This is a genomic window from uncultured Nostoc sp. (assembly GCF_964245445.1).
Taxonomy (GTDB): domain Bacteria; phylum Cyanobacteriota; class Cyanobacteriia; order Cyanobacteriales; family Nostocaceae; genus Nostoc.
The window spans coordinates 1-8296 of the sequence record NZ_CAXTNE010000323.1 but is presented as its reverse complement, the minus strand read 5'-3'; the positions used below and the strand labels follow the sequence as shown (position 1 = coordinate 8296).

Genomic DNA, 8296 nt, shown 5'->3' with positions numbered 1-8296 from the left:
AGCTGATGGTGATCCCAGAAGCATCAGGTCTCAAGTTAGAGCTAAGTAGACCGAACCAGGCTAGAGATTGCTTGCACTAACGTCGTTGGCTCTATTGGCTTAGAGATGTGCTTGTGGAAACCTGCTTTTAGTGCCTGTTGCTGATTTATCTCCCCCGCGTAGGCAGTCAGGGCGATCGCTTTTATCTGTTCGCCTTGTGCTAACAAGGTTCTAACCTGTTGTATCAACATATAACCGTCTACATCAGGCATCCCAATATCACTGAGCAACACATCGGGTTTGGACTGGGTGAGAACGAGGAATGCCTCGGAAGCTGAAGACACGGCTGTGACAATTGCCCCATACTGCTCTAGTACAAAAACAGTCAAGTCCCGTGTGTCGGTATCATCATCCACCACTAAAACTTTGATACCACTCAAATCTAGAAACGGATCAAGCTGCTTACTGTCGTGATTCGTTGCTGGCTGAGTGGACATTAGCGGTACCCGGATTGTAAAGGTTGCTCCTTGCCCAATACCTGGACTTTCTGCCTCAACTGTGCCACCATGCAGTTCGACTAAATGACGTGCGATCGCCAACCCTAATCCCAATCCACCAAACTTTCTTGTGGTAGTGCCATCTGCTTGACGGAAGTAATCAAACACATAGGGAATAAAATCAGGATGAATACCCTTCCCTGTATCGCTGACGGTAATTTGGGCAACAGAGCCAAGTTGTTCTAAACAAATATTTACCTGTCCCCCTTCAGGCGTGAACTTAATCGCGTTTGAGAGCAGATTCCAAATCACTTGTTGCAAACGAGTTGAATCACCCAAAACTTTACCAACGTTGGGTTCGAGGACTGTCTGCACTGAAATTGACTTGGCTTGGGCTGCTAGCCGCACCGTTTCCATTCCCGCTTGAATCGTGGCAGCGAAATCGACTGGAGCAACATTAAGGCTGAGTTTGCCCCGGAGAATTCGGGAAACATCCAAAAGATCCTCAATCAATTCTGATTGCAATTTGGCATTGCGTTGAATAGCTCCTAGAGCGTATGCTATCTTCGCTTCATTCAACTTCTGGCTCTGAAGTAGACTAGACCAACCGAGAATTGGATTGAGAGGCGATCGCAACTCGTGTGACAGCACCGCTAAAAATTCATCTTTAACCCGGTTTGCGGCTTCGGCTTCTTCCCGTGATGCTTCTGCTGCCAACCGTGCTTGCTGTTCTGCTTCGTATAATCGGGCATTCTCAAGCGCGATCGATGCCATTTGCGCTAACTGCACAAGTATGGCTTCGTCCGCTTCGGTGAAATCACCTTCATATTTGTCTGAAAGCTGAATCAAGCCGATGTTATGTCCTTCTCGTCCCACCAGAGGTGCTGCAAGCCAGCCCCGCATCGGAGGGTGGTTTTTTGCCTCTTTGCCAAAGCCTCGCCAACGGGGATGACTTTCAAGTTCAGCTTGTGTCATCCGCATTGACTGATTTAGGTCACATACACAGGCGTAAATTCCAGACCCATCTGACTTTTGATCGTAGTCTCGCCACTGGGCGTATTTATCCGATAGGTAAACAGCGTTAATTGCCTGTGCCCAGTTTTCGTCAATGGTCATGCTGGCGACGGACTGGTGGGTACTAATAATCGATGCTGCCTGCTCGGTAATTACTTGCAGGACTTCTTCAACAGAAAGGGCAGAATTGATTGCCAGCGCTGCTGTTGTCAATCCCTGCAATTGGTTAGCATAGTGTCGTTCGCGGGCAAGGAGTTGTTCGCGCTCGGCTTGGGCTTGTTTGCGATTGGTGATGTCAATTATAAATTCCACGCCCTCTTCTTCATTGAGACGTTTGGCAGAGAACAATCCCCACCAGCGTGAGCCGTCCTTGCGGATGTATTCCTTTTCGTAGGGAGTAGTGCTGCCAGTTGTTTTAAACTCTTCGATTGCTTTGAGGGAATGCGGCATCCACTCCGGTGGTGTCATTTTGTCCCACCGCCCCAATGCTTGCTCAATATCTTCACGGCTGTAGCCGCTCATTTTGAGGAAAGCATCGTTGGTTTCGGTGATACTACCGTGGGTTTTGAAGAAAATGACACCCACTGTTTCGATTGCGATCGCTCGACGCAGACGCTCTTCGGATTCGCGCAACCCTGCTTCGGCTTGCCTGCGAGCGGTGATATTACGAGAGATGCATAACAACCGTTCTACTTGCCCATCAACTCCTTTAATCGGACTAAGTTTGTTATCCCACCACTTCGGCTCGCCTGTTTGAGTTGGAAGATAGCCTTGAAAAGTGCAGACTCTGCCTGCTTTTGCATTATTGATGGCGTTCAGTGCGGCTTGCTTGTCGGCTCCTTGCCAGAACTCGACCCATGAACAATTGAGGAACGGCCTAACATCACTGATGTTGAGCGCCGCCTGTCCGCCTGGACTCATATATATGATCAGCCCTGACAAATCCAATACTTTGATGCAGTCGTCGCTACTCTCAAGAATCTGCCGATTGAACTCTTCACTTTGGCGTAACGCCGCTTCTGCTCGTTTATGATTTGTAACGTCAATCAGTAACCCATCCCACACGTATCCTTCTGCCGTTTGCACAGCGCGGGAACTGCCCTGAATCCATTTGAGTTTACCCGATGGTGTAATGATCCGCCCTTCCCAACACCAGGGTAAGAGATTCTCAAAAGCGTGAGCAACGGACGTTTCAAATGACGGCAAATCCTCTGAATAAATTAATTTCACAAAGGAATTAGCATCTTGAAGAATTGTTTCTGGCTCCAATTCCAATAGTTCACGGGAGCCAGAATTCACAAAGGTAAACCGATGGGGGCTATCTGTGCGGGGCAAGTAGCGGTAGACCATACCTGGCACGTTTGCAACTAGTGCCTCGAACTGCATTTGACTGTGATGGAGTGCTGCACGAGTCGCTTGCTCGTGGCGTACAGCTTCAATATCTGCCTGATGTGCCTGATGGATGCTGTGTAAGGCAGAGGCAGTAAAACCTGCCAAACTCGTCATCAGCCGAAGATCCTCAGCATCAAATTGTTGCGCCTCATGATGCGACAGAATCCAAAGAGTGCCTAATGGTTGATTCTTTATACTCAGGGGAATTAGCAATCCCTCAACAATGGGAAACTGCGGATGGTGTAGATAGGTGAAATAGCGTTCAGGATGGGAATACAGTTGCGGCTGCCTAGATTGAAGTGTGGTGCCACAGGGACTAAAATTACCTGGGGTGGTGGTTTGTTCTAAAAACTCTAATGCACCTGCGATCGCTACCCAGCGAAATCTGGATTCACCATTAGGATCTGTTTCCAGTAAACTGACTCCGGCAGTATCGGCTCGACATAAATCGATGGCAATCTCAACCAGGGTTTTGAGCGTGGATTGCGGATCGTCAATAAGTTGTTGACCGAGGATATGGAGCGATCGGTTTTCAGCCGCTAAATCTGGCTGTCTCGCAAGACGACCAGCCAGTGCCTCTGTAATTAAGACATCCGCTTCCGTGACTGCCGGATTATTGTTTGAAGAAAAACACATCATTATTATATATAGGCAACTCGACTGTGTTTAACTGAAATGAAAAGGCTTAAGTAGTTATTAGACTTATAACAAGCTCAATAATGCATCCAGTTAAAAGCAAATAAATTTAATATTTAATTAATATCTCATTTAAGCTGGCAGCTCTATCTTTTGAAATTTTTTAATTGCTTTGATATGGGCTTGATTTACCTTGATATGCTCCTCCACTGCTTCTGAAAATACATCTGTTGAAGGATCATCTGTTAGTCTGTGCGCCAATTCTTGAAATTTTTGCGCGTGCTTGTGCATGGTTTCTCCATAGGCTTCGATACGTTCTTTTTGTTCCGGCTCGATTTGATCATCTGTTTGTAAACCCTTACCCAACTCTTGTACCTGTTTGCTATGCTCAATTGATTGTTGAGCATGTTTCTGTGCTGTCTCTATAGTCTGCTTTGAAACTTCATGCATAATGTTAATCCCAACTATCGCCTTAAAAGAACTATAAAATAGAAGCTATTTCACTTATGTGTAACAGTTAGTGAAAAACTTACTAGTATAAAAATCTCATGTTCCAATAAAATTTTATATGCTGTTGAAAACCTAGCTAACTAGCTAAAGATGGATGAAATTGGCGTTTAAACTAATCCTTCAGACTGCTGCGTAAGTAGGTCGGCACAATAAAAGTAAACTGTGTAAAGAAAAGTAAACAAGGCTACAACCCTCTTTCCCCCTGCCCCCTGCCTTATCCCAACGATAATTATTTACGCCGACTTACTCAGACGTAGCCAGCCGTAGGCATCGCTATTGAAATTTCAAAAATTGGAGATTGTATGCCTGTTCCCGAACCACAACGAGAACTTTTAGAATGGATTCTGGCAAAATTGAAGACGGATAACCGTTTACTGGGTGTAGCGATCGGTGGTTCTTATTTGAGCAGAAAAATGGATGATTATTCCGACCTGGATCTCATTATTGTTGTAGATGATGTTCATTATCAGCAAGTTTTAAAAGAGCGTCAGCTTTTAGCCAGCAAACTAGGGAAACTGCTAGCAGCTTTTATCGGTGAACACGTTGGCGAACCCCGATTATTAATCTGTCTCTATGACAGTCCTCTTGTACACGTTGATTTAAAGTTTTTGCTTTTACAAGATTTTCAAACAGACCGCATAGAAAATCCTATTATTCTGTGGGAGCGGGGAAATCTACTAACCTTAGCTGTTTCAGATAATCCACGGAGTTATCCACCTTTTGACCCGCAGTGGATTGAAGACCGTTTCTGGGTGTGGGTACACTACGGTGCAACTAAATTAGGAAGAGGTGAACTGTTTGAAGTTATTGATTTTCTTTCTTTTCTACGTGGGCAAGTTCTAGCGCCATTAGCCAAGGTGCAAGCTGGACTGCTTCCACGCGGTGTAAGAAATCTGGAAACAGAAATTCCGTCTTATTTGAATGATTTTCGTCAAACTATTCCCGCTAAAGATGACCAAGAGGAAATTGGGCGATCGCTTCAACACACCATTCGTTTTTACTGCCAACTTCGCTCTAAATTAACAATGCCAGAGTTGATTATCCACTCTCAAGCCGAAGCTGCCTCTACAAAATATCTACAATCAGTAATAGATAAGTTCAAATAACGCTAATAAAACTCACGATTAATCCCCAACAAACATAGAACCTCTTCCTCTGCTCCTTTGCTTCTTTCAACCAAATTTCGCCTCTTGGCCTGAACAATCAAATAAATGTAAACCTAACCGTTGGGAAAGTTCTTCACACACCTTTACCCCCCGCACACTGTTACCACGCATATCCAACAGGGGTGAAAAAACTCCAATGCCTATCTTATTGGGTACAACGGCGATAATCCCACCACAAATTCCGCTTTTGGCTGGAATCCCAATTTTATAAGCCCACTCACCTGCAAAGTTGTACATTCCGCAGGTATACATAACACTCAAAATATCTTTGATGTAATGCTTATCTACCGCCTGTTCTTTGGTAATGGGGTTAATACCTTTGTTAGCAAGGGTAGCCGCCATCACTGCTAAGTCTTGGCAATTCACCATCACAGCACACTGCTGGAAATAAAGATCCAGCGACTCTTCAATATTCCGGTCAATCATGCCAAAGTTGAGCATCAGATGCGCCATTGCCCGGTTGCGATGTCCTGTACTGCGTTCTGAGGTAAAAACTGAAATGTCAACGAACACGTCGCGCCCAATATATCGCCGAAACATATCCAGCATTCGGTTGAGGCGTTCGGTTGGGCCAGAACCTTTAATTAAGCTGGTGGTTGCGATCGCACCTGCATTTACCATTGGGTTATAAGGTCGCTTCGATTGCTCATCCAAAACAATCGCGTTAAATGCATCCCCCGTCGGTTCCACGCCAACTCTAGTCAAAACGTAATCCAGTCCATGATCTTCTAAGGCAAGTCCATAAGCAAATACCTTGGAAATTGACTGAATGGTAAAGAGTTGGTCGTAGTCCCCAACCTTGTAAACCTGACCTTCTACTGTCACAATGCAAATGCTGAACAAGTCCGGGTTTACCTTTGCCAGTTCTGGAATGTATTTCGCTACTGCACCCTCTCCCAGTAACTTGTACTGAGAATGCAAATCCTTAAGAATAGCTAATAATGGCGATGGATCTATTTCTAAATCTCCTTGATGTGTTTGGTTTGTCATCACGCTAATAACATTCCCCAAAATACTCACTATATATAGTAGGGGTACAGCTGTACATCCCTACAGCCGCAAAGATTTTCAACAGATAGCTTGCTCTAAAAAATCATATTTGAGCAAGTACTTAGGTCATAAAAAGGCTAATGTGCTTTATAATACGCTCAATATTTGAGCTACAAGCGATCGCAAAGATTTGCTAATTTTTTTATCATTCATCCGGAAAAACATTAAGTTGAGTATCTTCCTTTTTTTTATACTCAGTATTACTGTGATGTCAAGTTACATATATCACCATTTTCGGTCTAGTCATGGAAAATAAAAGTCATGATTAATCTAAGTGGAAAAAACTTTGAAAAAAGATGTTAAACCCAAATTAATTTACATAATTATTTAAGATGTAACTCGTATCATGACTTATTCGTAGAGAAATCTAAAGATTTTATAAAATAACTTATTTTGAGTATTTATGCCGATGCCAATCAATTAAAGTTATATTAGCTCTAATTGTAAATAGCCAAAATAGATGTAATATAAAATACACGGGTAGCAACGAGCCTTTAGAACCGATGTGAATAGGGTATCGTCGCTTTAGCGTGCAATAAGCATAAAGTTTTTTAAGAATTTTTGGACTTGTCAAAAAAAGCGTTACATAGCCAAAGTCCTCTATTGAGAAAGGTTTCACCCTGAAAATTGGAATTGAAATTGGGAAAGCTGCCAAGAATTACGCTAAAACCCTGATCCCCAAGCCAAAAGGTTCGTGCTAGTCTGTTGCAGTTATAAACAACAAAGTGAAAACGGAACGAATTCGAGTTTTTCAGGAGGGAAGTCACTTTCACAAAGTGAAGAATCCCGCGAATTATAAAACTTAAATTCTATAGTCGCTTTAAAAAACGGACGCATGAATCAAAGACATTTGTGGATTATTGTTGCCCTGTCTATGGCTACTTTGGGCATACCCTCAGTTGGTTGCACTCAAACCACCAAGGGAAATGCGCTAGCTTCCCAGAAATCACCTGCCCCTGATGTGGTGAAGGTGGGAGAGTACCAATCCAGAGCAGGGAAACAAACCTTGGATGCTGTGATTACAGAAATTCATCCTCACAACATTGGAGGACGTAAAGCGGCAACCCTTTTTATCCGAAATATACCTGTTCTCACCTTTTTGAGTTCTGTATCAAATACGAATCCTGAAACTAAAAAAGTTGGTGCAATTGGAAATGCTAGGGGCGTACAAGGGTACGCCCTTATTGCTAGCAATTCATCAAATGCACTGGATACTGGGAGCGTAACAGATGTAAGTAACCAGATTAGCTCCGTTGACAATGACCCGGTTGAGGTAGCTAGTGTAATAGCAGCTAAGATCAACCAGTTGAATCGGGAAAATGTGGACGGGAGTAAGATTACCGTAAGTTGGAAAGCAGGGGAAAAATCGACTGACAATCAAGCGCAAAACAAAAGCGCCCCAGTCCAACCAAATGGCGATCGCTATGTAATCAAAATTAATGGTGAAGAACTAGTCGAAATCAATGAAGATACGCGACTAGCGGATACCACCAACAATCTAGCGCAAGATGCATTGCAAGCAACCAATCGCCTGCGAAGACTTTTAGGCAATGCATCTCCCTTAAAAGAGATTGCTAATTTACCACCAGTGCATCTGCCACTATCAATACAAAAGCTACCTGAAGAGGCTGTTGGAATAGTGCGAGCCACCTTGAGAGGCATAGCTTCTTATTACGGCTATGACGGTTCTGGTAATCGTACTGCTAGCGGACAGAGATTTAACCCAGAAGGAATGACTGCCGCTCATCGCAGCTTACCCTTTGGTACGCAAGTCCGGGTAACCAACACCCGCAATGGTCGTTCTGTAGTGGTGCGGATTAATGACCGAGGCCCATTTATTCGGGGTCGAGTCATAGACCTGTCTGCTGGTGCGGCTCGAATTTTGGGAATGATGGGCAGTGGCGTGGCACCAGTGCATATTGAAGTCTTGGGGAAATAATCTAGGGACTGGGGACTAGGGACTAGGGACTAGGAAAAAGTTTTTCAATCTCAATCCCCAATCCCCAGTACCCAATCCCCAATCCCCAGTACCCAATCCCCACTCCCCATAAC

At 44.1% G+C, this 8296-nt stretch carries 5 protein-coding genes; 2 read left to right on the top strand and 3 right to left on the bottom strand.

All coding sequences use genetic code 11. The annotated features are described in order from the left end of the window. Positions 1-41: 41 nt before the first annotated feature. Together ACFE90_RS33300 and ACFE90_RS33295 are read right to left on the bottom strand one after the other, a co-directional pair. Complete coding sequence (locus ACFE90_RS33300; protein WP_375506577.1) at positions 42-3518, bottom strand: PAS domain S-box protein; 3477 nt, start codon at positions 3516-3518, stop codon at positions 42-44. Positions 3519-3650: 132 nt separating this feature from the next. Then, the gene (locus ACFE90_RS33295; RefSeq protein ID WP_375506576.1) at positions 3651-3968 is read right to left on the bottom strand and encodes a hypothetical protein; all 318 of its coding nucleotides are present in this window, start codon (positions 3966-3968) and stop codon (positions 3651-3653) included. A 362-nt stretch (positions 3969-4330) separates the two neighbouring features. Between ACFE90_RS33295 and ACFE90_RS33290 the strand changes: the two genes are divergently transcribed. Then, positions 4331-5134 carry a nucleotidyltransferase domain-containing protein gene (locus tag ACFE90_RS33290; protein ID WP_375506575.1) on the top strand — a complete coding sequence of 268 codons (804 nt, stop codon included), beginning with the start codon at positions 4331-4333 and terminating at the stop codon, positions 5132-5134. A gap of 66 nt (positions 5135-5200) precedes the next feature. Here the strand turns inward: ACFE90_RS33290 and glsA are convergent, their stop codons facing one another. Continuing rightward, complete coding sequence (gene glsA, locus ACFE90_RS33285) at positions 5201-6184, bottom strand: glutaminase A (protein ID WP_375506574.1); 984 nt, start codon at positions 6182-6184, stop codon at positions 5201-5203. A gap of 895 nt (positions 6185-7079) precedes the next feature. Here glsA and ACFE90_RS33280 point away from each other — a divergent pair. Next, entirely contained in the window at positions 7080-8183 is a 1104-nt protein-coding gene (locus ACFE90_RS33280; RefSeq protein ID WP_375506573.1) for a septal ring lytic transglycosylase RlpA family protein, read from the top strand. Positions 8184-8296 lie beyond the last annotated feature (113 nt).